This window comes from Leclercia sp. S52, from assembly GCF_039727615.1.
Taxonomy (GTDB): Bacteria; Pseudomonadota; Gammaproteobacteria; order Enterobacterales; family Enterobacteriaceae; genus Enterobacter; species Enterobacter adecarboxylatus_B.
This window is the reverse complement of the sequence record NZ_CP152474.1, coordinates 1263508-1287396: the sequence shown is the minus strand read 5'-3', so window position 1 is coordinate 1287396 and position 23889 is coordinate 1263508. Positions and strand designations below refer to the sequence as shown.

21 protein-coding genes and 3 pseudogenes are annotated in these 23889 nt (G+C 56.8%); 11 read left to right on the top strand and 13 right to left on the bottom strand.

Features of this window, described 5'->3' with window-relative positions; translation table 11 throughout:
- Positions 1-5 precede the first annotated feature (5 nt).
- The 6 genes from rlpA (at position 6) to lipA (ending at position 6012) form a co-directional block, all read left to right on the top strand.
- The gene (rlpA, locus tag AAHB66_RS06060; protein ID WP_347115542.1) at positions 6-1127 is read left to right on the top strand and encodes an endolytic peptidoglycan transglycosylase RlpA; all 1122 of its coding nucleotides are present in this window, start codon (positions 6-8) and stop codon (positions 1125-1127) included.
- 140 nt (positions 1128-1267) lie between these two features.
- Positions 1268-2479, top strand: a complete 1212-nt coding sequence (dacA, locus tag AAHB66_RS06055; protein ID WP_347115541.1) for a D-alanyl-D-alanine carboxypeptidase DacA — start codon at positions 1268-1270, stop codon at positions 2477-2479.
- Between the two features lie 107 nt (positions 2480-2586).
- Positions 2587-2850 (top strand): DUF493 family protein YbeD, encoded by a 264-nt coding sequence (ybeD, locus tag AAHB66_RS06050; RefSeq protein ID WP_003022706.1) that lies wholly within the window; start codon positions 2587-2589, stop codon positions 2848-2850.
- A gap of 92 nt (positions 2851-2942) precedes the next feature.
- Positions 2943-3584 carry a lipoyl(octanoyl) transferase LipB gene (gene lipB / locus AAHB66_RS06045; RefSeq protein ID WP_347115540.1) on the top strand — a complete coding sequence of 214 codons (642 nt, stop codon included), beginning with the start codon at positions 2943-2945 and terminating at the stop codon, positions 3582-3584.
- Positions 3585-3885: 301 nt separating this feature from the next.
- Positions 3886-4839 carry a YbeF family transcriptional regulator gene (locus AAHB66_RS06040; protein WP_347115539.1) on the top strand — a complete coding sequence of 318 codons (954 nt, stop codon included), beginning with the start codon at positions 3886-3888 and terminating at the stop codon, positions 4837-4839.
- Positions 4840-5046: 207 nt separating this feature from the next.
- A complete protein-coding gene (gene lipA / locus AAHB66_RS06035; protein ID WP_347115538.1) occupies positions 5047-6012 on the top strand; it encodes a lipoyl synthase in 966 nt (321 codons plus the stop codon).
- A gap of 85 nt (positions 6013-6097) precedes the next feature.
- On the opposite strand, the gene tatE is transcribed toward lipA, so the two are convergent.
- Both tatE and AAHB66_RS06025 read right to left on the bottom strand, forming a co-directional pair.
- Complete coding sequence (gene tatE / locus AAHB66_RS06030) at positions 6098-6301, bottom strand: twin-arginine translocase subunit TatE (RefSeq protein WP_347115537.1); 204 nt, start codon at positions 6299-6301, stop codon at positions 6098-6100.
- Positions 6302-6427: 126 nt separating this feature from the next.
- Entirely contained in the window at positions 6428-7216 is a 789-nt protein-coding gene (locus AAHB66_RS06025) for a deaminated glutathione amidase (RefSeq protein ID WP_347115536.1), read from the bottom strand.
- Positions 7217-7282: 66 nt separating this feature from the next.
- On the opposite strand from AAHB66_RS06025, the gene crcB reads away from it, so the two are divergent.
- On the top strand, positions 7283-7666 hold the full coding sequence (gene crcB / locus AAHB66_RS06020; RefSeq protein WP_347115535.1) for a fluoride efflux transporter CrcB: 384 nt from the start codon (positions 7283-7285) through the stop codon (positions 7664-7666).
- A gap of 220 nt (positions 7667-7886) precedes the next feature.
- Here the strand turns inward: crcB and cspE are convergent, their stop codons facing one another.
- From cspE to AAHB66_RS05985, 7 genes and pseudogenes are all read right to left on the bottom strand, one after another.
- Entirely contained in the window at positions 7887-8096 is a 210-nt protein-coding gene (gene cspE / locus AAHB66_RS06015; protein WP_002439184.1) for a transcription antiterminator/RNA stability regulator CspE, read from the bottom strand.
- Between the two features lie 190 nt (positions 8097-8286).
- Positions 8287-8854, bottom strand: a pseudogene (gene pagP / locus AAHB66_RS06010) (lipid IV(A) palmitoyltransferase PagP).
- A 172-nt stretch (positions 8855-9026) separates the two neighbouring features.
- Positions 9027-12145: pseudogene (locus tag AAHB66_RS06005) on the bottom strand (efflux RND transporter permease subunit).
- Positions 12142-13341, bottom strand: coding sequence for an efflux RND transporter periplasmic adaptor subunit (locus AAHB66_RS06000; RefSeq protein WP_347115534.1), 1200 nt, complete (start codon positions 13339-13341; stop codon positions 12142-12144). Before AAHB66_RS06000 ends, AAHB66_RS06005 begins: the two are co-directional and overlap by 4 nt.
- Positions 13338-14594, bottom strand: coding sequence for a TolC family protein (locus tag AAHB66_RS05995; RefSeq protein WP_347115533.1), 1257 nt, complete (start codon positions 14592-14594; stop codon positions 13338-13340). The genes AAHB66_RS06000 and AAHB66_RS05995 overlap by 4 nt, the downstream gene beginning before the upstream one ends.
- Positions 14595-14605: 11 nt before the next feature.
- Positions 14606-14920, bottom strand: coding sequence for a copper-binding protein (locus AAHB66_RS05990; protein ID WP_347115532.1), 315 nt, complete (start codon positions 14918-14920; stop codon positions 14606-14608).
- A 56-nt stretch (positions 14921-14976) separates the two neighbouring features.
- Positions 14977-15378 (bottom strand): hypothetical protein, encoded by a 402-nt coding sequence (locus AAHB66_RS05985; protein ID WP_347115531.1) that lies wholly within the window; start codon positions 15376-15378, stop codon positions 14977-14979.
- 296 nt (positions 15379-15674) lie between these two features.
- Between AAHB66_RS05985 and dcuC the strand changes: the two genes are divergently transcribed.
- Together dcuC and rna are read left to right on the top strand one after the other, a co-directional pair.
- Positions 15675-17048, top strand: a complete 1374-nt coding sequence (gene dcuC, locus AAHB66_RS05980; RefSeq protein ID WP_347115530.1) for an anaerobic C4-dicarboxylate transporter DcuC — start codon at positions 15675-15677, stop codon at positions 17046-17048.
- A gap of 88 nt (positions 17049-17136) precedes the next feature.
- Positions 17137-17947, top strand: a pseudogene (rna, locus tag AAHB66_RS05975) (ribonuclease I).
- Here rna and AAHB66_RS05970 read toward each other — a convergent pair.
- The gene (locus tag AAHB66_RS05970) at positions 17941-18570 is read right to left on the bottom strand and encodes a flavin reductase family protein (RefSeq protein WP_347115529.1); all 630 of its coding nucleotides are present in this window, start codon (positions 18568-18570) and stop codon (positions 17941-17943) included. The pseudogene rna and the gene AAHB66_RS05970 overlap by 7 nt on opposite strands.
- Before the next feature lie 411 nt (positions 18571-18981).
- Between AAHB66_RS05970 and rnk the strand changes: the two genes are divergently transcribed.
- Entirely contained in the window at positions 18982-19392 is a 411-nt protein-coding gene (gene rnk, locus AAHB66_RS05965; RefSeq protein WP_347115528.1) for a nucleoside diphosphate kinase regulator, read from the top strand.
- 72 nt (positions 19393-19464) lie between these two features.
- On the opposite strand, the gene AAHB66_RS05960 is transcribed toward rnk, so the two are convergent.
- Positions 19465-20703, bottom strand: coding sequence for a zinc-dependent alcohol dehydrogenase (locus AAHB66_RS05960; RefSeq protein ID WP_347115527.1), 1239 nt, complete (start codon positions 20701-20703; stop codon positions 19465-19467).
- A gap of 225 nt (positions 20704-20928) precedes the next feature.
- On the opposite strand from AAHB66_RS05960, the gene uspG reads away from it, so the two are divergent.
- A complete protein-coding gene (gene uspG / locus AAHB66_RS05955; protein ID WP_347115526.1) occupies positions 20929-21357 on the top strand; it encodes a universal stress protein UspG in 429 nt (142 codons plus the stop codon).
- A gap of 56 nt (positions 21358-21413) precedes the next feature.
- Here the strand turns inward: uspG and ahpF are convergent, their stop codons facing one another.
- Together ahpF and ahpC are read right to left on the bottom strand one after the other, a co-directional pair.
- Positions 21414-22979, bottom strand: coding sequence for an alkyl hydroperoxide reductase subunit F (gene ahpF, locus AAHB66_RS05950; RefSeq protein ID WP_347115525.1), 1566 nt, complete (start codon positions 22977-22979; stop codon positions 21414-21416).
- A 160-nt stretch (positions 22980-23139) separates the two neighbouring features.
- Entirely contained in the window at positions 23140-23703 is a 564-nt protein-coding gene (gene ahpC, locus AAHB66_RS05945; RefSeq protein ID WP_032617008.1) for an alkyl hydroperoxide reductase subunit C, read from the bottom strand.
- Positions 23704-23889 lie beyond the last annotated feature (186 nt).

Genomic DNA, 23889 nt, shown 5'->3' with positions numbered 1-23889 from the left:
ACGCAATGCGTAAGCAGTGGTCTGGGATCTGCATCGCAGTGAGTTTACTGGCAGCCTGTACAAGTGACGATGGTCAGCAGCAAGCGACCGTCGCACCGGCGCAGCCGGCAGTTTGTAACGGTCCGGTGGTTGAGATCAGCGGAGCCGATCCGCGTTTTGAACCGCTGAGCGCCACCGCCAATCAGGACTATGAACGCGACGGTAAAAGCTACAAAATCGTTCAGGATCCTTCCCGATTCAGTCAGGCTGGTCTGGCGGCTATTTATGATGCCGAGCCGGGAAGCAACCTGACCGCCAGCGGCGAAGCGTTCGACCCGATGCAGCTCACCGCTGCGCACCCGACTCTGCCGATCCCGAGCTATGCGCGTATCACCAACCTGGCGAATGGCCGGATGATCGTGGTGCGTATCAACGATCGTGGCCCTTACGGCAACGATCGTGCGATTTCGCTCTCGCGTGCTGCGGCCGACCGCCTGAATACGTCGAATAACACCAAGGTGCGCATCGACCCGATTATAGTCGCGCAGGACGGGTCACTCTCCGGCCCGGGTATGGCCTGTACCACCGTGGCGAAACAGACCTATGCCCTGCCCGCGCGTCCCGATCTGAGCAGCGGTATGGGTAGTGCATCGTCCGTTTCCGAACCTGCGCCGCAGGGTGACGTGCATCCCATCAGTAACGACACGCTGAAAAGCGAAGACAGCATGGGCGCGCCGGTCAGCAGCAGCGGCTTCCTTGGCGCGCCGACCACCCTCGCTCCTGGCGTGCTGGAAGGTAGCGAACCGCCTGCACCTCAGCCGGTGGTCACCGCGCCGGTGAACCAGACGGCACCGGTCACGGCTCCTGTCACAGCACCGACTCAGGCCCAGGTCACGGCACCCGTTTCTGCACCAGCCCAGACCGGCGGCTACGTCGTTCAGGTTGGCGCGGTCAGCGACCAGGCTCGTGCTCAGCAGTATCAGCAGCGCCTCGGCCAGCAGTTTGGCGTGCCGGGTCGTGTTGAGCAAAATGGCGCGGTATGGCGTATTCAGCTAGGCCCGTTTGCCAGCAAATCTGAAGCGGCTGCTTTGCAGCAACGTTTGCAGAATGAAGCGCAGTTACAGTCATTTATCGCTGTTGCAAAATGATTAATCAGCGGTATCCGAATTGTCATTTTTTGTCATGTTGATTCACACTCTCATGCTGAAAGTCGGATGCCTGCCTGTATAGCATTTGCTATAGTAAGGCACTTTTTTTTAATTCCATCACGGATGTCGTTGTTCTGACCATGAAGACCACTTTCTCCGCTCGTTTTATGCAGCGCATGGCGCTCACTACGGCGCTTTGCGCAGCAACGCTCTCCGTTGCTCACGCCGATGACCTGAATATCAAGACCATGATCCCTGGCGTTCCGCAGATCGACGCGGAATCCTACATCCTGATCGATTACAACTCCGGCAAAGTGTTGGCTGAACAGAACGCTGATGCACGACGCGACCCGGCCAGTCTGACTAAAATGATGACCAGCTACGTCATCGGTCAGGCCATGAAAGCAGGTAAATTCAAAGAAACCGACCTGGTGACCATCGGTAACGATGCGTGGGCCACCGGCAACCCGGTGTTCAAGGGCTCATCTCTGATGTTCCTGAAACCCGGCATGCAGGTTCCCGTTTCCCAGCTGATCCGTGGTATCAACCTGCAGTCCGGTAACGACGCCTGCGTGGCGATGGCAGACTTTGCCGCTGGCAGCCAGGACGCCTTTGTCGGCCTGATGAACAGCTACGTTACCGCGCTGGGTCTGAAAAACAGCCATTTCCAGACCGTTCACGGCCTGGATGCTGACGGTCAGTACAGCTCCGCGCGCGATATGGCCCTGATCGGCCAGGCGCTGATCCGTGACGTGCCGAACGAATACACCATCTATAAAGAGAAAGAGTTTACCTTTAACGGTATTCGTCAGACCAACCGTAACGGCCTGCTGTGGGATAACAGCCTGAACGTTGACGGCATCAAAACCGGTCACACCGACAAAGCCGGCTACAACCTGGTAGCCTCTGCCACCGAAGGCCAGATGCGTCTGATCTCTGCGGTGATGGGCGGTCGTACCTTCAAAGGGCGTGAAACCGAAAGCAAAAAACTGCTGACCTGGGGCTTCCGCTTCTTCGAAACCGTGAACCCACTGAAAGCGGGCAAAGAGTTCGCCTCTGAGCCGGTATGGTTCGGTGATAACGATCGCGCCTCTCTGGGCGTTGATAAAGATCTCTACCTGACTATCCCACGCGGCCGCATGAAAGATCTGAAGGCCAGCTATGTGCTGACCGCCAGCGAGCTGCACGCCCCGCTGAAGAAAAACCAGGTCGTAGGCACCATCAACTTCCAGCTCGATGGCAAAACCATCGATCAGCGCCCACTGGTGGTGCTGGACGAAATCCCGGAAGGCAATTTCTTCGGCAAAATCATTGATTACATTAAACTGATGTTCCATCACTGGTTTGGTTAAGAATTGAACACTTGAAAGTGTGATTTCCATCCCCATATACTATGTAACCTGATAACTCCCACCCGACGTGGGAGTTATTCTTTTTTTGACGTACTGCCGGAGCTCCCATGAAAACCAAACTTAATGAACTGCTTGAATTCCCTACTCCTTTTACTTACAAAGTAATGGGACAGGCGTTGCCTGAGCTGGTTGATCAGGTGGTTGAAGTGGTCCAGCGCCATGCGCCAGGCGACTACTCTCCGACGGTGAAACCAAGCAGCAAAGGCAACTACCACTCCGTGTCTATCACCATCACGGCAACGCATATTGAACAAGTCGAGACGCTGTACGAAGAGCTCGGCAATATCGATATCGTACGTATGGTGCTGTAACGCCTTTCGGTTACCCGCATCGCCGGGTAACCTGTTTCCCCTCTGTGATATACTCCCCGCTACAGTTTGTCCCTTCGTTCGGAGATATCGTTTTGTATCAGGATACTATTCTCGTCCGCCAGCTTGGGCTGCAGCCCTATGAACCTGTCTCCCAGGCTATGCATGAATTCACTGACACGCGCGACGAGAACACGCTGGATGAGATCTGGCTGGTAGAGCATTCCCCGGTGTTTACCCAGGGTCAGGCCGGTAAAGCAGAGCATCTGCTGATGCCTGGCGATATTCCGGTTATCCAGAGCGATCGTGGCGGGCAGATCACTTACCACGGACCGGGTCAGCAGGTGATGTATGTCCTGCTTAACCTGAAGCGCAGGAAGCTCGGCGTACGCGAACTGGTGACGCTGCTTGAACAGACGGTGGTCAATACGCTGGCAGAATTTGATATTGAAGCGCACCCGCGCGCGGATGCGCCTGGCGTCTATGTCGGCGAAATGAAAATATGTTCACTCGGTCTGCGTATTCGTAAAGGGTGTTCTTTCCACGGCCTGGCATTAAATATCAATATGGATCTTTCGCCTTTCCAGCGCATCAATCCTTGCGGTTATGCCGGGATGGAAATGGCGCAAATGCGTCAGTGGGTCGAGACCATTACCCCAGAAATTGCGCGGCCTCATCTGATTAATGCTTTTTTAGCCCTGCTAAACAATCCACCCCATAAATATATTACTGCTTAATTACCTCTCCCGTTTGGCTCATTATTTGGTGAGCCATTCTTATTTCAGGGCTTTTACGCTTTACAACAATCCGTAGTTTCTATATTTTCAAAAAGCCCGCAACGCGCCTGTGTATAAGCATTTACCTCTTTTCTGCTCCGGCATGGCCCACCGACTGGCACGGATTGCGCCTGCGCAAAGATTAGACAACGCAATGATTTAGCTTAAAATGTTTATTCGCAAAAACAGTTTGACCATAACAATAAGCACATTATTTAAATTCAACTATTATTTATATTGTGAATAAAGAGGGAGGAATAGCGTGGATAATAATAATTCACCAGAAAAGCGCTTGAGCGATCCAGATAGTGAAGCTAAACCACAAATTTTTCGGACTTTACGCAATATTGACCTCAATCTGTTGACCATTTTTGAGGCGGTGTATGTCCACAAAGGCATCGTTAATGCTGCGAAAATCCTCAATCTCACTCCCTCGGCAATAAGTCAATCCATTCAAAAATTACGGACAATTTTTCCCGACCCGTTGTTTATTCGTAAAGGCCAGGGCGTGACCCCCACCGCTTACGCCACGCATCTGCACGAATACATCAGCCAGGGGCTGGAGTCGATTCTCGGGGCGCTGGATTTAACCGGCAGTTACGATAAGCAACGCACCATCACCATTGGCACCACCCCGACCGTAGGCGCGCTGGTTTTGCCGCAGATCTACCAGGCCGTGAAGACGCATGCGCCGCACCTGATGCTGCGTAATATTTCGGTCAATGATGCCGAGACGCAGTTAGGCCAGTTCCAGACCGACCTGATCGTCGACAGCAACTCCCTGAATGCCCGTGCTTTGAGCCACAACGTGCTGTTCGCTGACAGACTGCTGCTGATCTGCCGTAAACACCATCCGGCACTGAGTCAGGCACCCACTGTGGACAATCTGCAGCAGTACGAGCAAACGCTGCTGATGCTGGAAGGGCAAAACCTGAATGGGCTGCGGCAACGTATTAACGACATTTTCCCTGAAAAGCAGGTGAACTTTAGCAGTTACAATCTCTTTACGATTGCCGCGCTGATTGGCAACAGCGATCTGATTGGTATCATCCCGGAGCGGCTGTTTAACCTGGTACGCCACTGCTGGCCGCTGGAGCAGATCCCCTTCGCCCCCCTCAACGCCGAATGTGTTGAAATCTCGCTGTATTACAACAAGCTGAGCCTGCGCGACCCGGTGCTTGAAAATCTGATTAACGTCATCCGCCAGGCCTTCTGAACAGAGGCCATGACCCGCAAAGCCGTGCTGACCCACACAAAAGGCACTAAACAACAACTATTTTACAATTTGGCGACCGGGCAGGCTGCTTTATCGTCCGTATCAATGATATACTGCCTGTCGTTCGTTCAAAAATAGTTGATAAATACAACATTCCCTTGAATTGAAACGCTTTCCTTCGATTTTCGCAACTGGAAGACGCACGCTATGAGTAAACCCATTGTGATGGAACGTGGTGTTAAATACCGCGATGCCGATAAAATGGCCCTAATCCCGGTTAAAAACGTGGCTACGGAGCGCGAAGCGCTGTTAAGAAAACCGGCATGGATGAAAATCAAACTTCCGGCGGACTCCTCGCGTATTCAGGGAATCAAAGCGGCGATGCGCAAAAACGGCCTTCACTCCGTTTGTGAAGAGGCCTCCTGCCCGAACCTTGCTGAATGTTTTAACCACGGCACCGCGACCTTCATGATCCTCGGCGCGATTTGTACCCGCCGCTGCCCGTTCTGTGACGTTGCCCACGGTCGCCCTGTTGCTCCTGACGCCAATGAACCGCAGAAACTGGGTCAGACAATCGCTGATATGGCGCTGCGCTACGTGGTTATCACCTCCGTTGACCGCGACGATCTGCGCGACGGTGGGGCACAGCACTTTGCCGACTGCATCACGGCTATCCGCGAAAAAAGCCCGAATATCAAAATCGAAACGCTGGTACCCGACTTCCGTGGCCGTATGGACCGTGCGCTCGAGATCCTTAACGCCACCCCGCCAGACGTGTTTAACCACAACCTGGAAAACGTACCGCGCCTCTATCGTCAGGTGCGTCCGGGTGCCGATTACAACTGGTCGCTGAAGTTGCTGGAGCGTTTTAAAGAAGCGCATCCGGAGATCCCAACCAAATCCGGTCTGATGGTCGGTCTGGGTGAAACCAACGAAGAGATCATCGAAGTGATGCGCGATCTGCGTCGTCACGGCGTTACCATGCTGACGCTGGGCCAGTATCTGCAGCCGAGCCGTCACCACCTGCCGGTGCAGCGCTACGTGAGCCCGGAAGAGTTTGAAGAGATGAAAGCCGAAGCGATGGCGATGGGCTTCACCCATGCTGCCTGCGGCCCATTCGTTCGTTCTTCCTACCACGCCGATATGCAGGCGAAAGGCGAAGAAGTGAAGTAAACCCGTCACAAAGGTTTACATTTCACCCATAAAAAAACCGGCATAAGCCGGTTTTTTTTCTATCGCAAGCCATGAGGCGTGGCCGTTACTCTTTGTGGGAGAGTTTCTCAGCAGTGATATCCGCATCGGCAGTTTTCTTCGCCGTGGCGTCATCGTCGTTCATCGCCTTCTTGAAGCCTTTGATAGCAGCACCCAGGTCTCCGCCCAGCGTACGTAATTTCTTGGTACCAAACAGCAGGACAACCAGTGCGGCTACCACCAGCAGTTTGGTAATACTAATCTCACCCATAGATACCTTCTTGACGTAAACAGGCTGCGTTTCGCGCCTTAAAAACCCGACGTTATTAACGGTCATTTGACGCCCGCACACAATAGCAATCTGTAACAAGGTGAATCAAGCGTTGTTTAAAAAACGTCACAATAATTGCGGAGGGGCGAAGCGTCGGTTGCGCAGGACCGGCAGCTGTTGACGCGCCAGGGTAACGCGCTCCCGGCTAATCTCAGCAAACAGCAGCGCTGGCCCCTCAGCCGCGGCCGCGATGGTCACGCCGAGGGGGTCGATAATACGGCTCTGACCGATATTCTTGTTGCCGCATTCCCCTGCTGCCACCACATAGCAGGTAGTATCCAGCGCCCGGGCGGCCAGCAGCGTTGACCAGTGGTGCTCCTTGAGCGGCCCTCTGACCCACGCCGCAGGCAGGACCAACACTTCTGCCCCCGCCAGCGCCAGATTCAACGCCATCTCCGGGAAGCGCAAATCGTAGCAGGTCATCAACCCCAGACGGATACCGTCGATCTCGATCAGCGGCGGCACCATCGTGCCCGCATCCACCAGCCTGGATTCCCGGATACTGAACGCATCGTAAAGATGCAGCTTGGCGTACTGCTCAACGATCCTGCCACCTCGCAGTACCACCAGGGTGTTTATCGCCCTGCCCGCAGTTGACGGGATATGCACGGTCAGCACGGTAGTCATCTGATTGTGGGCACTCTCCGCCCGCAGCATCGTCAAAAAGCCGCCGTCCAGCGGCTGGGCCGACTTCACGGACAGATCGGGATCGTTATCATCGCGGGCCAGCAGTGCTTCGGGCAGCACCAGCAGGGATGCCCCCTGCGCTGCCGCCTGCGCCATCAGCGAAGCGCAGGTTTCGGCATTTTTTTGCCAGTTTGCCGTTACTGCAAATTGTCCAACCGCAACATACATATTTTCCCCTTGCCGCAAACGGCGTTACACTCAAAGTCCTTACACATCAAATAGCAGGTATTGTTCGTGTTTCAACTTCTTTTAGCCGTTTTTATCGGTGGGGGCACAGGAAGCGTGGCTCGCTGGCTGTTGAGCATGCGGTTTAACCCTCTGCATCAGCAGATCCCGTTCGGTACACTCACGGCCAACCTGATCGGTGCTTTTATCATTGGGCTGGGTCTGGCGTGGTTCAACCGAATGACCCACATCGATCCGGTATGGAAATTGTTGATCACCACCGGCTTCTGCGGCGGGCTGACCACCTTTTCGACGTTCTCGGCAGAGGTGGTGTTTCTGCTGCAAGATGGCCGCGCGGCCTGGGCGCTGCTGAACATTGCGGTTAACCTGCTGGGTTCGTTAATGATGACCGCGCTCGCATTTTGGTTAATTTCTGCGGTTAATGCTCACTAAAAGACGCGGACCTTAATGTTGGCTTAATTTTTCTCAGGCAACCTGTCACCACAGACACTGAGGGTGACGCAATGAAAGAGAAAATAACAAATGCGGGGATGGTCGTACTGAGCGTGGCGATCCTGGCCAGCTTTTTGAGACTCTACTTGTTCAGCTGAGCCAGAACGAAAAAAACCCGCTCAGGGAGCGGGTTTTGAAATTCTTGCTGGTCTCGTCTGAATTACAGAGCGATGACGTTAGCAGCAGAAGGGCCTTTGGCACCGTTAGTGATTTCAAACTCAACGCGCTGACCTTCAGCCAGGGTTTTGAAACCATTGCTCTGGATTGCAGAGAAGTGTACGAACACGTCTTTGCTGCCATCTTCCGGAGTAATGAAACCGAATCCTTTGGATTCATTAAACCACTTAACGTTACCTTTAATCTTAGACATCAAAATTACCTTTACATGAAAATTGGACACAAATGCTGTGTCGGGTATCAGTACAACAATTGTGAGCGGTTTTGTCCAGCGCCTTTTTGAAGAAAAGTGACAAAAGTCGCGTTAATTTTTTGCCCCCAATTTTTATCCTTTACCTTCCAAGAAGTGACTATTAAATCACCAGTACGTAAAGTTTTTTCAGTTAAAACTGGAAGCGCATCCAGGCGAAGTAGACGTTACCGTTGTTATAGGTGCCCGGGATATAGGTCATCTGGAAAGTGGCCGGGCCGTACCCCACGGACGCCAGCGGCAGGACCAGCGGAACGGGGATATAGTTCCAGTTATCGCGCGCCGTCACGGCTGCGGTAAAACCGAGCCCCAGATGGAAATTATCATCGGCCAGCGGACGCCAGGTTTTCTCCCAGCCATAGCCCGCTATGGGCTCCCATTTATTGTAGGAGTCTTTGAATGCCATCGCGTAAAGGCCATGCCAGTTACCTTTGTCGTCCCAGCGTGACTGGCCAAACCCCGCCCCCCCACGGACGCTCATTATAACGATCGGTCTTCTCTTTATCGTAAGCAAAGCGGGCATGCCAGGTAATGGCAGGCACATAAAGATCGTAATGCTCGGGCGCTTCCCAGGTGTCAATCATATCGTTGTGGATAGTTTTGACCCAGGCTTTAAGAGGAGGAACGTCTTTAGCCGTTGCCACAGTCGAAAAAGTTAACTGAGCAAAAATAAAAGGAAAAATAATGAAAAACTTATTAATAATTGTCACAATCTTATTACCACTTAACTCTTCGCTGCGTGTTCTCGCCTAGAATAGTGGAATAGAAACCTGACGGCATGGGCGTTTATCTTAATTATTACGCCAGACAGTTAAGAATACTCCTGGTAAAAGCGTGTGCGCCTTAAAATATTTAAGGCGCAATTAAGGAAAATTAACGCTGATGCAATAGCTTATACAGCGCAGGAATTACCAGCATTGATAACAGCGGCGCGCTGACCATGCCGCCAATCATCGGTGCAGCAATGCGCTGCATCACCTCTGCACCGCTGCCTCCGCCCCACATTACCGGCAGCAACCCGGCCATGATGGTGGCTACGGTCATCACTTTGGGGCGCACGCGCAGGACGGCACCTTCGTGAATGGCCTGCATTAATACTGTATTCCCGTAATGTGAATCGCGCGTCCTGTGTTTATCCAGCGCCTGATTAAGATAGAGCACCATAATAACGCCAAACTCTGCCGACACCCCTGCCAGGGCAATAAACCCGACCGCCCCCGCCACTGATAAATTATATTCCAGCAGCCATAACAACCAGACACCTCCGATAAGAGAAAAAGGTAAGGTTCCCATGATGATAAGTACATCTGAAATACGTTTAAAGGTCAGCCAGAGCAGAACAAATATAATCACAAGGGTGACCGGCAGGACTATTTTCAGCTTCGCGGTGGCACGCTCCAGATATTCAAATTGTCCCGACCAGGCGAGCGATACCCCCCTGGGGTAAAATAACCTCCTGAGTCACCCGCTGCTGCATCTCCTCCACCGCCGATTTGAGATCGCGTCCGCGCAGGTCCACATAGATCCAGTTAGAGAGCCGGGCATTTTCACTTTTCAGCATCGGTGGCCCCTCGGTCACCAGGATATCCGCTAGCTCGCCCAGCGCAATCTGGCTGCCGTTGGCCGCCACCACCGGCAATGCCCGCAGCTTATCGACAGAATCCCGGCTATCGCGGGGATAGCGCAGATTGATAGGGTAACGCTCGCGCCCGAGGATCACCTCTCCCACCTTATCGCCCCCTACCAGCGTGGCGACCATGCCCTGCAGCTCCTCCACCGAGACGCCATAGCGCGCAGCCTTCTGGCGGTCGATACGGACATCGACATAACGCCCGCCAGCCAGCCGCTCCGCCAGCGCCGAGGTGACGCCGGGCACCTGTTTTACGACTTGTTCTATCTGCTGCGCAACACGTTCAATATCCGCCAGATTGTTGCCGTTGACCTTGATACCGACCGGGCTTTTGATCCCGGTCGCCAGCATGTCGAGGCGGTTACGGATCGGCGGCACCCAGACGTTGGCAATGCCTGGCACCCGCACGGTGCGATCCAGCTCCTCCACCAGTTTCTCCGGCGTCATCCCAGGTCGCCACTGGTCGCGCGGCTTAAAGTGAATGGTCGTCTCCAGCATGGTTAACGGCGCCGGATCGGTTGCCGTCTCCGCCCGACCGGCCTTGCCGAACACCGTGGCCACCTCCGGCACGCTTTTAATTAGCCGATCCGTCTGTTGCAGCAGCCGGGCCGCTTCCCGGGCCGAGATCCCCGGCAGGGTTGATGGCATATACAGCAGGTCCCCCCTCGTTCAGCGGCGGCATAAATTCGCTCCCCAGCCGACTCAACGGCCAGAGCGTGACCAGCAGCAGGAGCGCCGCCAGCGCCAGCGTCATTTTTGGAAAACGCAGCACCCGGTCCAGTAGCGGCTCATAGAGGCGGATCAGCACCCGGTTGATCGGATTCGCTTTCTCATCCGGGATGCGTCCACGAATGAAATAGCCCATCAGCACCGGCACCAGGGTAATGCCGAGCCCCGCCGCCACCGCCATCGCCCAGGTTTTGGTGAACGCCAGCGGGGCGAACATGCGCCCTTCCTGCGCCTCCAGCGAAAAGACCGGAATGAACGACAGAGTGATGATCAGCAGGCTGCAAAACAGCGCCGGGCCCACCTCAATGGCCGCCCGCTCCGCCAGTCGCCAGTAGTCAGCAGAAGTCGGTTCCTGACCCGGATTGTCGTGACGCCACTGCTCAAGCACCTTGTGCATGTTCTCGATCATCACGATCGCCGCATCAACCATCGCGCCAATGGCAATGGCGATCCCGCCGAGCGACATAATGTTGGCGTTGATACCCTGATAGTGCATCACCACGAACGCGCCCAGAATGCCCAGCGGCAGCGAGACTACCGCCACCATCGCCGAACGGAAATGGAACAGGAACAGGGCGCAGACCAGCACCACCACCACGAACTCCTCCAGCAGCTTGTGGGTAAGCGTTTCGACGGCATCCTCTATCAGCGTCGAGCGATCGTAAACCGGGACGATTTCCACCCCAACAGGCAGCGTTTTTTGCAGTTCAGCCAGCTTCGCTTTTACCGCATGCAGCGTCTCCAGCGCGTTCTGCCCGTAGCGCATCACCACCACGCCGCCCGCCACTTCGCCTTCGCCATTCAGCTCGGCCACGCCGCGACGGATCTCCGGGCCGTAGCCAACGCTGGCCACATCCCCCAGCAGGACCGGCACCCCGTCACGGGAGGCGATCACCACGTGGCGAAAATCCTCCAGGCTTTGCAGATAGCCGGTGGTGCGCACCATGTACTCCGCCTCGCCCTTTTCAAGCAGGGCGCCGCCGCTCTCTTTGTTGGCCGCCTGCAACGCCGTTACGATTTGGGCATGAGTGATGTTCAGGGCGCGCATTTTCGCCGGATCGGCAACCACCTGATACTGACGCACCATGCCGCCGATGCTGGCCACCTCAGACACATTGGCCACGCTTTTGAGCTCAAATTTCAGGGTCCAGTCCTGAATGGCACGCAGATCGGCCAGGCTGTGTTTGCCGCTGCGGTCGATCAGGGCATATTCGTAGATCCAGCCCACCCCGGTGGCATCAGGGCCCAGGGCGACGTTCACCCCGGCCGGCAGCTGCGACTGGACCTGACTTAAATACTCCAGCACCCGCGATCGCGCCCAGTACAGGTCAGTGCCATCCTCAAACAGCACGTAGACATAAGCATCACCAAACATCGAGAACCCGCGCACCGTTTTTGCGCCGGGAACCGAAAGCATTGAGGTCGTCAGCGGCCAGGTCACCTGATCCTCAATCACCTGCGGCGCTTTGCCCGGGAAACTGGCGCGGACAATCACCTGCACGTCCGACAGATCCGGCAGCGCATCCAGCGGCGCGCGCTGCACCGCCCAGAGGCCCCACCCCGCCATGATCAGGGCGGCGAGGATCACCAGCAGCCGGTTACGCAGGGACGCTTTAATCACCGCCGCGATCATTTCGCCACCTCCGGCAGCACGCTGCGCAGGCTGGCTTCGGAGTCGATCAGGAACTGCCCGGAGGTGACCACCTCATCCCCCTCCTGCACGCCGGAGCGAATTTCGGTCCACCCCTGCGCGGTCAGCCCGGTCTCCACCTTCACCGGCTGGAAATAGCCCTTGCCGCTGGCCAGCAGCAGGCGTTTGCTGCTCCCGGTGTCGATTACCGCCTCTTCCGGCACGGCCAGCACCGGCGCCCCCGCCGCCGACTGCGCCCGGGAGACGGTCAGGAACATGCCCGGTTTGAGCTGTTGCTGTGGATTGTCCACGACTATTCGCGCCTTCAGGGTGCGCGTGGCGGTATCCATCTGCGGCAGCAGCTCGCTGACCCGCCCGTGAAAACGCATCCCCGGGAAGCTCTCTGAGGTCGCCACCATCTCACTGCCGACGCTCAGGGCCTGCGCCTGCGCCTGGGGATAATCCACCACCAGCCAGACCGGATCGAGACGGGCTATTTCGAACAGCGCGGTCATTGCCGCCACCTGCGCGCCTTCGCGTACGTCCAGTTTCGCCACATAGCCCGCATGCTGGGCTCTGAGGATCAGCGAGGTCTGCGGCTTCCCGCTGCGTTCCAGCGCGCGGATCGCCTCCTCGGGCATAAACTGCAGCTTCAGCCGCTCGCGTGCGGCGGCGGATAAGGCGGCATCGCCAAGCGCACGCACCGCCAGATACTCCTGCTGCGCCTGCGTCCACTGGGGGATCCACAGCTGCGCCAGGGCTTCACCGGCCTGCACCTGCTGGAGCGGCGCCCGGACATACAGCTTCGTCACCACGCCAGCCGAGGGAGCTGAGAGCACAGTGACGCTGCGTTCATCCGCAGCGATGGTTGCAAAGGCCGTGAAGGGTGAAACCAGCTGACGCAGCTCAGCGCGGGCGGTCTTCATGCCCAGATTCTGCTGCTGGGCAGCACTGATCCCCACCCCTGCTGGCGCATCCTCCTCATCGGCATAGCGCGGCACGAGGTCCATATCCATAAATGGCGACCGCCCCGGCTTATCAAAACGCTGGCCTGGCACCATCGGATCGTACCAGTAAAGCACCTTGCGTTCGGCAGCGGCAGGCACTGCCTCGTGCGAAGCATGACGCTGCCCGGCGTAATAGCCGCCAGCGGCCAGCAGCAATGCCAGAGGCACTGCGACCCGGAATGTGATTTTCATTGTGCCAACTCCTGCGGGATTAACCATTGGATCGCAGCCCAGGTGCGCGCCATCTCGCGCTCGGCCTGATTGACAGCCAGTTCGCTGTCCAGCACGCTGCGCCGTGCCTCAAGCAGGGTGGGCAGCTCTGACTGACCCGAACGATATTGCGCATTCAGCACCGTCAGCCGCTGATGCTGTAACGGCAGCACCTCGTCGCGCTGGCGCTGCCACAGCGTCTGTGCGGCCTGGTACTGGGCTACCAGCGACTGCACCTGTGCGATGTGCTCCCGCTTTATCAGCGTGAATTCATCCACCGCCTGCAGCGAGCGGGAGACCTCTGCGGCATAGTCCTTGTCCTGGCGTCGCGACTGGAACAGCGGCAGATCGACCGTGAACATGACCCCGGCCATATCGTCATAGCCTTCGGCACGATGGGCGTAGAACACCTCGACATCCACATCCGGGATCGCCGCCACCGCCGACTGCGCCGAGCGGGCTTTCGCAGTCTCGGCTTCACGGAGTGCGGCTTCCACTTCCGGGTGACGGGCAATGGCCTCTTCGAGCTGGCTGACGTCGGCAGGCAGACGCTGGTAGCGTGGCAGCGGCCCCTTCACGTCCTCGACCCGCTGGCCGGTGAGTTGTAGCAGCCGACTCTGCGCCAGCTGGACGTCACGCCTGGCCAGGGTCGCTTTGTCGCGCATGGCGCTGAGGGTCATGCGCAGAGCCAGCACGCTGTCGGGGCTGGCGCTTCCGGCCCCCATGCTGGCCTTCTGCACGTTCAGCTGCTGCGCTGTCTCATCGACCAGCCGGCTGGCCGATTTCAGCCCCTGCTGCGTCAGGGCCAGCTCCAGCCAGGCCTGGGCAGTATCCCGCTGCAGGGCGGCACGCACCGCGTCCGCTTTCGCCAGCACGCCGCGCGCCTGAGCCTGCAGGGTTTGCGCCTTTCGCTCCCGCTTTTCATGACTGACGTAGCTCTGCATGATCCCGACCCGCTGCATGGTCATCCCTTCCCGGGTCAAGCGGCGGTCGTTGCTGCCCTGCACCGGCACGTTTTCAATGCCGAATTTCAGTTTTGGATCGGGCAATTGGCTGGCGGAATCCGCCATAGCATCCAGCGCCCGGGCCTCATTACGGCTGGCGGATAAGGCCGCCGAGTAGCGTTGGGCTTCGGCGAGGGTTTGCTCGAGCGTCCAGGGTGCGGCCTGCCCGGCCGCACTGATAAGCCCGAGCATCACCCCACCGAGCCAGATGCTCAGTGTTGCTCTTTTCATGGGATCCTCGCTTAGCGCAGCGGCGTGAGCGAGATTATCTGAAAGCCGTCGCCGGCCCGCGCCAGCGTAAATGCCACCCGCTCGCCCGGTTTCACGGCGCGGGTGTCGACATCGGCTGAAAAGGCAAACGGCATGGTCATGGCGGGCCACTTCAGGGCCGGGATAGGGTCATGCTGGATAACCAGCGCCCGGGCGTCGATCGCCCGAATAACGCCCTGTCCCTGCCACTGCGGAGTCACCGGAGAGGTGTTCGTGGTCGCCTGAACGGAATACGAAGAAAGGGTAAAGCACGCGCCAAGCAGCGCGGAAAAGAGTAAAGCACGCATGGTAAAGCTCCTGTTAAACGTAAATTTAAATAAAATCAACGGATTAACAGGTGGGTTTATTCCCGAAACCGGCAAAAGCGGATCGTTGCCGGCGGCCCCACGGCGGGCGGAGTGACGACGCTGGACGACGACGCGACAGCGGTGCAGTCCGGGTCATTGAGGGTAATCGTCATGGCGGCAGGCAGCGCCACCAGCTGCGGATGCCCGGTGTCTTTTTGCACCTGATCCGGCACGCAGTGTTTATCACATAGGCCCGACGGCGCAGGCGCGGCGTGATGCTGCGGCATCGCCATCATGTCCAGATGCTGAAGGGTGGCCGTCTCGCCCTGCACGTTGATGGCGCAGTCGTGTGAAGCCACCGCCACCTGGCTCTGGATCAACAGCCAGCCGAAAGCGAACATCAGCATCAGCAGATGTTTTTTCAGGTAGCGCAGTCGAAAGATCCAGCTGGCAGGCATAGCAGCGTCCTGGGGTCGCAAAAAGAGACCCGAGTATACGCAGGGATATTCCTGAGATAAAAGCCGTTTTAGATATATTTACGTTTTGTGTGGTTATTGCAGTCTTGGTGTCAGGACAGGACCAACACGTGCCCATTAACGTTACAACAGCAGCAAAATCGGGCTGGATACCCCTTTAGTAGTCGTTTTATTGATTTTGGTCAGCGAGGCCGGTCCATTATTTCGGCACATTTTGTCACCTTAATTTCATTGCTAATTTCTCCTTTCGCTCTGGGGCGTCGGGAACTGAGGGATCCATGCTAACGTTTATCGAGCTCCTGATCGGGGTGGTTGTCATTGTCGGCGTCGCGCGCTACATCATCAAAGGCTACTCCGCCACCGGGGTGCTGTTTGTCGGCGGCCTTGTCCTGCTGATCGTCAGCGCCCTGATGGGCCATAAGGTGCTGCCATCGAGCGCCACCAGCACCGGCTACACCGCAACCGACATCGTCGAATACATCAAAATTCTGCTGATGAGCCGCGGTGGCGATCTGGGAATGATGATCATGATGCTCTGCGGGTTTGCCGCCTACATGACGCATATCGGCGCTAATGATATGGTGGTCAAGCTGGCCTCGAAGCCGCTGAGCTATATCAACTCCCCCTACCTGCTGATGATTGCCGCCTATTTCGTCGCCTGTCTGATGTCGCTGGCCGTCTCCTCGGCCACCGGCCTGGGCGTCCTGCTGATGGCCACCCTGTTCCCGGTGATGGTCAACGTGGGGATCAGCCGCGGCGCGGCGGCGGCCATCTGCGCCTCCCCGGCGGCGATTATTCTCTCCCCGACCTCCGGCGACGTGGTGCTGGCCGCCAAAGCCGCCGAGATGCCGCTGATCGACTTCGCCTTTAAAACCACCCTGCCGATCTCCATTGCCGCCATTATCGGCATGGCGATTGCGCACTTCTTCTGGCAGCGCTACCTCGATAAAAAAGAGAACATCTCCCACGAGAGACTCGACGTCAGCGAAATCACCACCACGGCACCATCCTTCTACGCCATCCTGCCGTTTACGCCGATTATCGGGGTGCTGATTTTTGACGGTAAATGGGGCCCGGAGCTGCACATCATCACCATTCTGGTGATCTGCATGCTGCTGGCGGCGGTGCTGGAGTTTATTCGCGGTTTCAATACCCAGAAGGTCTTTAGCGGCCTGGAAGTGGCCTATCGCGGCATGGCGGATGCCTTCGCCGGCGTGGTAATGCTGCTGGTGGCGGCCGGGGTCTTTGCCCAGGGGCTGAGCACCATCGGCTTTATTCAGAGCCTGATCTCCATTGCCACCTCGTTCGGTTCCGCGAGCATTATCCTGATGATGGTACTGGTGGTGCTGACCATGCTGGCGGCGATGACCACCGGTTCCGGTAATGCCCCCTTCTATGCCTTCGTGGAGATGATCCCGAAACTGGCGCACTCCTCCGGGATCAACCCGGCCTACCTCACCATCCCGATGCTGCAGGCCTCCAACCTGGGCCGTACTATCTCCCCGGTCTCCGGCGTGGTGGTAGCGGTCGCCGGGATGGCGAAAATCTCGCCGTTCGAAGTGGTAAAACGCACCTCGGTGCCGGTTCTCGTCGGGCTGGTCATCGTGATTATCGCCACCGAAGTGCTGGTACCCGGCACCGCGGTGGGTTAACCGCCCTCACAGCATAAAGCGCCTGCGGGCGCTTTTTGTGCTTTAATAACTCCCAGCAATACCCTGCTTCCAACCACCAGGAATTGACATGTTCAGAAAGGATTTCGTTTTCGCTATCAGCGCAACCGCAGCTGCACTGTGCGCGCTCCCCGCGCAGGCAGCCCCGCTTCAGGCGACGCAATACGCGGATTTTGATCGCTACGTGCTGGCGCTCTCATGGCAATCGGGCTTTTGCCAGAGCCTGCATGACCGCAACCGCACGGCACCCGATGAGTGTCGCCTGCAAAAAGAGCGAGACGACAAAACCACGATCCTCACCGTTCATGGCCTGTGGCCAGGCTTACCGAAATCCATCGCCGCACGTGGGGTCGACGATCGCCGCTGGATGCGCTATGGCTGCGCCACCCGCCCCATCCCCAACATGCCGGAGGTGAAAGCGGGCCGTAAATGTGACGCCGCAGAGACCGGGTTATCGCTGACGGGTGCCGCGAAGCTGAACGAGGTGATGCCCGGCGCGGGGGGGGAACTCCTGCCTGGAGCGTTATGAATATGCCAAACACGGGGTGTGTTTCGGTTTCGATCCTGATGCGTATTTCGGCACCATGGTGCGGATGAACCAGGAAGTGAAGGCCAGCCCGCTGGGGCAGTTCCTGGCGGCAAACTATGGCAAAGCCGTCACCCGCAGCGCGTTCGACGCCGCGGTGGCTAAAAGCTGGGGCCCGCAGACGGTCAAAGCCGTCAAGCTCAGCTGCAGCGGCAATCCGGCCTATCTCACCGAAGTACAGCTCACGCTGACCGCCGCCAGCATTAATGCTCCGCTGGCGACCACCTCATTTATTGCCCAACCGCACCCGGGTAACTGCGGGAAGCAGTTTGTGATCGACAAAATCGGTTACTGACCGCTCGCTTTTCGGGCATCCGGACGCACCAGGTCAAAACGCTGCTCCTCCCCGATGGCGAAGTACGCCGTCGGGCCACCGGCGCGCAGTACCGGCTGCGCTTTTGCCGTCTGATAGATCCCGTCATGCAGCAGGCTTTCATCGATGTGGATCCCAACCACTTCTCCCAGCACCAGCCAGGTATCGATCTCCGCACCGTTTGCCGCCGTCAGCTGGATGCATTGCGACAGGCGGCATTCAAAGTTGACCGGGCTTTCCGCGACGCGGGGCACATTTACCACCCGGCTTTCCGCTTTGGTCAGCCCGGCACGTAAAAACTCATCTTCGCCGTGCGGCAGGCTGGCGGAGGTTTCGTTCATGGCGCTGGCCAGCTTGCGGGTAGTGAGATTCCAGACAAACTCCCCGGTTTCCACAATATTGCGCACGCTGTCTTTCCAGCCGGAGCTGGCAAAGCCAATGATCGGCGGATGGTAGTTAAAGCAGTTGAAGAAGCTGTACGGCGCCAGATTCGGGCGTCCTTCGGCATCGCAGGAGGCAATCCAGCCAATCGGGCGGGGTCCAACAATGGCATTTAACGGGTCGTGCGGCAGGCCGTGTCCCTGGGAAGGTTGGTAAAAATACATATTGCTCTCTGGAAAATTCAGGAAGAAAGACCGGCAGGCACGGATTACGCTTCGCTCATCCCCCCTACCCCAAGAGGATCAGCGTAACGCAATCCGTAGAAAAGTAAGACTGAATTTCGTGCTACAGTCTTCGTTGTTCTGCTGTTATGGGTGTTTCACGCTACATAACCTGCGCATAAAAAGGATAATCCAAATTGGCGAAGGATCACCTTTTTTGGCTGAATTTCATACTAATGACCCAGTTGACGCCCCCGGACTAAATCCACGCCATGAATGTGACATTCATCACTTCAAACCGGGGCACAGACTCAGTATTATCAGACATAGTTAAACCCTCGCTACCGGATGGCGAGGGTTTTCTTTTGGCATCTCTTCTGCGGTTGTCGCAGCATTAACGACATGGAGTAAATAATGTCCAGACCCACAATCATCATTAACGAACTCGATGCTGAGCGTATCGACCGCCTGCTGGAGCAACCGGCTTTTGCCTCGCTGCCCGTCGCCGCTGCTTTGAACGACGAACTGGATCGCGCGCAGATGTGCGCTCCGCAGGACATGCCCGCTGACGTGGTGACCATGAACAGTCAGGTGAAGTTTCGCGATCTGACCACGGGTGAAGTGCGCACCCGCACGCTGGTCTATCCGGCGAACATGACCGACAGCAGCACCCAGCTGTCGGTGCTGGCGCCGGTTGGTGCAGCATTAATTGGTCTGCGTACTGGCGATACCATCCACTGGGAACTGCCGGGCGGTACCGCCACGCATCTGGAAGTGCTGGAACTTATCTGGCAGCCTGAAGCGGCGGGCGAATACCTGCGCTGATCCCATCTGAACAAGCGTTAACCCGCTTTGCCCAGAGGATGCCAGGGCATCCTCTTTCCGCCTCTCCCGCTATCAGATAACGCCGCCCGGCATGGGGTTGACCAGCCCGGTAACCCGCTCTTTTGCCACTTCCGCGCTTTGTGCCCCGGGCACCAGAATAATTTTCCGGCAATCTTCCTGACGCTTATCAAAGATCTCGTAGCCGCGGGCCGCCTCTTCAAACGGCAGATAGTGGGTGACGATCTCTTCAGGCGTGATCAGCCCCTGCTCGATTAACGGCAACAGTTCACCCAACCAGGCGTGAACGTCGGTCTGCCCCATTTTAAAGGTCAGCCCTTTGTCGAAGGCGTCGCCAAACAGGAAACCGTGAATAAAGCCGGCATAGACGCCCGGTACGCTGACGATCCCCCCGCGCCGTACCGCGGCGATACACTGCCGCAGGGCTTTACCGCTGCTGCCCTCGAGCTTGAGGTTGGTCAGCACCGTTTCCGTGGTGCTCCCTTTTGCCTCAAATCCGACCGCATCAATGACCGCATCCACCCCGCGCTGACCCCGGGTCTGCTCGATGATTTTTTCCGCGGCATCGTCGTCACGGTCAAAGTTAATCGGGATCGCGCCGTACCTGTCCTGGGCAAAACGCAGACGGTAGTCGTGATGATCGACGATAAAAATCTGCTCAGCCCCGAGGTAGCGTGCGCAGGCGACGGTCAGGAGCCCCACCGGCCCGGCACCGAACACCGCGACGCTGCTGCCCTGGGTAATCTGGGCATTTTTAGCGGCCTGCCAGGCGGTGGGCAGGATGTCCGACATGAACAGGACTTTATCATCTGACAGCAGCGGCGGTACCTTGAACGGCCCGACGTTGCCTTTCGGCACGCGAACATATTCCGCCTGGCCGCCGGGTACGCCACCGTAGAGATGGCTGTAACCAAAGAGCGCAGCCGGTGGCGGGATCTGTTTTTTATTCAGGGTCGCGCCGGGCCCGCTGTTGGTGTTTTCGCAGGCGGCGTACTTCTGCATACGGCAGAAAAAACAGTCGCCGCAGGCGATGACAAAGGGGATTACCACCCGATCGCCCTTGGCGAGATTTTTCACCCCTCGCCCGGTCTCCACCACCTCACCCATAAACTCATGACCGAAAATATCGCCATGTTCCACCTTCGGTATCTTCCCGTGGTAGAGGTGCAAATCCGAACCGCAGATCGCGGTGGCGGTGATGCGCAGAATGATATCGTCATCTTGCTCGATGGCCGGATCGGGTACTGTTTCAACCTTAACGTTATGGGGTCCGTGATACGTCAATGCTTTCATTCGACCTCCGGATTCAGAGAAAAAATGCGGGTTTACCTTAAAAGGGTAGCCATCAGCAGGGATATACCGGGAAATTGCGCGGCTTTGGGATTATTCCTGGTTCTGAAGCGGTACGGCAAAACCTTAACAAACGGGGCGATATTAAAAAGTGTCAGCGAGCTATCAGAATCTGATTATATTTTGTGTTTGAATGGATTAAGCGTAAATAAACAGGGAGAAACGGTTATGTACCAGACGATTATTATGCCGGTGGATGTTTTTGAGATGGAATTGAGCGACAAGGCGATCCGCCACGCTGAATTCCTGGCGCAGCAGGATGGCATTATTCACTTACTGCATGTTTTACCCGGCTCCTCCAGCTTTGGTTTGCATCGCTTTGCCGCCGATATGCGCCGCTTTGAGGAGCATATCCAGAACGAGGCACAAACCCGCCTGAAGACCATGGTCAGCCATTTCAGCATCGATCCGTCGCGGATCAGGACCCACGTCTGCTTTGGTAATGTGCGCGACGTGGTCAATGAGGTGGCCAACGAGCTGAAAGCCGATATCGTGGTGATTGGGTCGCGTAACCCCTCCATCTCCACCCACCTGCTGGGCTCGAACGCCTCCAGTGTAATAGGCCACGCCCGGATCCCGGTGCTGGTGGTGAGATAAAAAAAAGAGGCTACCGTCAGGTAGCCTCTGTGCTTTGCAGGTGTAGTCTTACGTTCTTATGCTGTTTTGGTACGAATCAGATGATCAAAGGCGCTCAGGGAGGCTTTCGCCCCTTCGCCGGTGGCGATGATGATCTGTTTGTACGGCACGGTGGTGCAGTCGCCCGCGGCAAATACGCCCTTCACGCTGGTTTCACATTTGGCATCGATGATGATCTCGCCCATGCGGTTGCGCTCAATTGCGCCTTCCAGCCAGGTGGTATTTGGCAGCAGACCAATCTGTACGAAAATACCCGCCAGCGGCACGCTGTGTACATCCCCGCTCACGCGGTCGCGGTACTCAAGACCGGTCACTTTGCTGCCGTCGCCTTTCACTTCGGTGGTCTGGGCGTTCAGGATGATATCAACGTTTTTCAGGCTGCGGACTTTATCCTGCAGAACCTGATCGGCCTTCATCTCTGGTGCGAACTCCAGCAGCGTGACGTGCTCAACGATACCCGCCAGGTCGATGGCTGCTTCAACACCGGAGTTACCGCCGCCAATTACCGCTACGCGCTTGCCTTTAAACAGCGGGCCGTCGCAGTGCGGGCAGTAGGTCACCCCTTTGGTACGATACTGATCTTCGCCCGGCACGTTCATGTTGCGCCATTTGGCACCGGTGGCAATGATAACGCTGCGTGCTTTCAGCACCGCGCCAGAGGCCGTTTCAATCTGATGGAAGCCGCCTTCCTGCGCCGCTGGCACCAGTTTGCTGGCGCTCTGGCTGTCGATCACATCCACTTCATAGTCGTTGACGTGCGCTTTCAGGGCGCCAGCCAGTTTCTGACCTTCGGTTTTTGGTACCGAGATGTAGTTTTCGATATCGACGGTATCCAGCACCTGGCCACCAAAACGTTCGCCCATCAGACCGGTACGAATGCCTTTACGTGCAGAGTAAACCGCAGCCGCCGCACCCGCCGGGCCGGAGCCAACGATCAGCACATCGTAGGCGTCACGCTTGTTCAGCTCTTCTGCCGCGCGTTTTTCAGCGCCGGTGTCCACTTTAGCGACGATTTCTGTCAGCGTCATACGACCCTGACCAAACTCTTTCCCGTTCACAAACACGGCCGGAACGCCCATCACGTTGCGATCGGTGATTTCGTTCTGGAACACGCCGCCGTCAATTGCGGTATGTTTGATGCGTGGGTTCAGCACCGCCATCAGGTTCAGGGCCTGCACCACGTCCGGGCAGTTGTGACATGACAGCGAATAGTAGGTTTCAAACTCAAAATCACCGTCGATATCGCGGATCTGCGCAAGCATTTCCTGTGTCTCTTTCGACGGATGACCACCGGTCCACAGTAGCGCCAGTACCAGTGAGGTGAATTCGTGTCCCAGCGGGGAACCGGCAAAGCGCGGGCCCTGGGTGGAGCCTGGGTTAGCGATCAGGAAGGACGGCTTGCGCACCGGCAGGCTGTTGTCTTCCCTGAAGGTCACTTTCGCAGACAGTTCGGCAATTTCAGCCAGCAGTTCCTTGATTTCTGCCGATTTAGCGCTGTCGTCCAGCGTGGCAATCAGCTCAACAGGTTTGGTCAGCTTCTCAAGGTAGGCTTTGAGCTGGGTTTTCATATTTGTGTCGAGCATTATTCATCTCCTGCTTAAAAAACATCATCATGCAAGCGACCTTGTCCGGGCTGCCTGAATGCAACTTGCATCATGGTGTTAGGGAATAACGGGTGCGAAGCACCCGTTAAAAGCGAATCTGTAGGCCCGTGCAAGCGTAGCGCCGCCGGGCTTTTCAGATTTAGATCTTACCAACCAGGTCCAGAGATGGAGCCAGAGTCGCGTCGCCTTCTTTCCATTTCGCCGGGCAAACTTCGCCTGGGTGAGAAGCAACATACTGAGCCGCTTTGATTTTGCGCAGCAGGTCGGATGCGTCACGGCCAATACCTTCAGCGGTAACTTCGATGGCCTGGATGATGCCCTGCGGGTCAACGATAAAGGTGCCGCGGTCGGCCAGACCTTCGTCTTCACGCATGTTTTCAAAGTTACGGGTCAGGGCGCCAGTCGGGTCACCGATCATCGCGTATTTGATTTTGGCGATGGTTTCAGAGCTGCTGTGCCATGCTTTGTGGGTGAAGTGGGTGTCGGTAGAGACAGAGTAAACGTCTACGCCCAGCTTCTGCAGTTCTTCGTAGTGATCTGCAACGTCACCCAGTTCGGTCGGGCAGACGAAAGTAAAGTCAGCCGGGTAGAAGAAGAACACGCTCCAGCGGCCTTCGGTATCTTTCTCGGTGATCTCTACGAAGTCGCCGTTTTTGAACGCCTGGTTTTTGAAAGGTTTGATCTTGGTGTTAATTAAAGACATCTGTACTTCCTCCGTGTTTTCGTTGAGAGCTAAGGTAACCAACTTTGCCGTTTCGGGCTAATGCGTTTGCCGTATCAAATCAATCAGCAATACCTAACAACCCCGATGGAACCCACAAAGTAAAAAGGCCGCCTGAACGGCGGCCCTGATACCTGAGCTACCCGGGGGTAACATCAGTGCCAGCCG